The sequence below is a fragment of the Halorubrum distributum JCM 13561 genome (assembly GCF_000337395.1).
GTDB classification, from domain to species: domain Archaea; phylum Halobacteriota; class Halobacteria; order Halobacteriales; family Haloferacaceae; genus Halorubrum; species Halorubrum distributum.
In genome coordinates this window covers 1-1,958 of sequence record NZ_AOJF01000036.1, presented here as the reverse complement: position 1 = coordinate 1,958, position 1,958 = coordinate 1, and the positions used below count along the sequence as shown (strand labels likewise).

1 protein-coding gene is annotated in these 1,958 nt (G+C 64.0%); it reads left to right on the top strand.

Annotated elements, in window-relative coordinates; translation table 11 throughout:
- Positions 1 to 1,017: 1,017 nt before the first annotated feature.
- On the top strand, positions 1,018 to 1,836 hold the full coding sequence (locus C470_RS08695) for a rolling circle replication-associated protein (RefSeq protein WP_004045523.1): 819 nt from the start codon (positions 1,018 to 1,020) through the stop codon (positions 1,834 to 1,836).
- Positions 1,837 to 1,958 lie beyond the last annotated feature (122 nt).

Sequence of the window (1,958 nt, the reverse complement as noted above, 5' to 3'; positions counted from 1 at the left end):
ATGTGTATAAGAGACAGGGATAGAGGACCGCCACCAGACTAGATCGGTCGGTCCCACCGCGAGGTGAGAGGTGCCGGGTGGGGTCCCCCTAGACACCGTTATAGGTCCCTGTGGTGGGTGGTGGGGTCGGTTCGATTTTCGGCGACCCTTGCGCCGTCCTGCGATTAGGGAGCGGAGGGGCGAGTGATTGTGGTGGGAGAATCGCAAGACGGCGGTAAGTTGTGGCGGTTCAGACAGGGGTATCCTTACGCCGTCCTGCGATTGTACGGATAGGGCCGGGATTCGACAGGGGGAAGAATCGCAAGACGGCGGTAAGTTGTGATGGGTGATACTCCGGGGCGATCGGCGACCCCTGCGCTGTCATGCGGTTTCGGGTTCTGTCTGGCTATGGTTAGAACTGCTAATAACAATATGTGGGCGTGTTGGTAGTATCGGGATAGGTAGATGTTCTGCCGGGGTGAAAGGTCAGTATTCTTTAAGGGGCTAGTCGTTCTCGTCGCAGTCAAAGCTACGCAACGTGAGTGAATGCCCGGAGAAGGCCCGGGCGACGGACGATTCCACCGGACGCGATTTGTGGCAGAATCGCCCGGTGGAAACCTCTTGGCCGGAGGGTTCGTCCTCGCTCTGTCCTCTCTCAGCCGAGTCAGTAAGTGTTTCGACGGTTCACGGAAACGCTCGGTCTGGACGACTAAGCGCCGATCCACCGCAAGGATCGGGCGATCTTGATTTGCCCGAGAGCCGGCGTACCCGGCTCGAGGGCCGCCCGATCCGCACGCCCCCGACCGGCGGGAGGGGGCTATCTTGTGCGGTGGCGGTGCGGCGGCGGTGCGGTCTTTACTCGACGCTAGTTAGAACAACTCAAGAGCCGCTATGCTTCGCCAATTCAGGCGTTCCACCGTGCGGTGCGGTAGAAGACGTGCCGGTGGCTATGGTGCGGTGCGGTGCCACCGGCTCGTCTTCGTCGCGGTCGTCGGATAGTGCCGCCCCAGCTGGGCCGGACGTGCTGTCGGGCCACTCGTGGAGCAGCTCGCGATCGCGTCGGTCGGGGTGGTCGGAGTGAGCGCGGATCCCGTCGACGGCGAGGTCGAGTTGGATGAGCAGTCACGGCTCGGTCGGGACTGGGATTGCGGGCCGGATCGGGAGCGGCCGGACTGCCGGAAGGACTTGGCGCACCTGAAGTACCAGACAGAATCGGGGGAACAGGCGTCGTACCGTTGCGGTTCGTGGGACTGCGAGTGTTGCGGCCACCGGCTGAGGATGGGACTGATCGAGGAGATAGAACGGATCACGGAGGAGCGCCCGGAGATGCGTCGGTTCCTGACGCTCACAGTGGACCGCAGAGCGCCCGCGTCGAAGGAGGAGAAGCACGAGTACATCACCGATCGGTGGAACGCGCTGAGGACGGAACTGAGGGACCGCTATCCAAACCTGTCGTATCTGTGGGTGCGGCACGAGGGAGACGAGCGGGACCGGCCGCACCTGCACCTGCTCGTGGATCGGTTCCTGCCGCAGCGGGAACTGTCGCAGTTGGCCGAGCGCGTCGGCCTCGGCCGGGTGGTGGACATCCGGCGGGTGGACGCACGGAACGCGGCGCACTACATCAGTGCGTACCTCGGTCGTGGCTCGCTGTCGTTCCTGCCGTCGGGGTCGCGGCGGTACGGATCTAGCGCCGACGTCGATCTCGATCCACGCGATCCGGGCGGCGACGATCGTGACGGCAGTGCGCTCGAGGAGGACTGGTCACTGATGGCGTGGGATCCGATCGTCGAGGACTGGGTGTCGGCTGCGTCGGGAGACTTCCGGCGCGACGAGGATAGAGGACCGCCACCAGACTAGATCGGTCGGTCCCACCGCGAGGTGAGAGGTGCCGGGTGGGGTCCCCCTAGACACCGTTATAGGTCCCTGTGGTGGGTGGTGGGGTCGGTTCGATTTTCGGCGACCCTTGCGCCGTCCTGCGA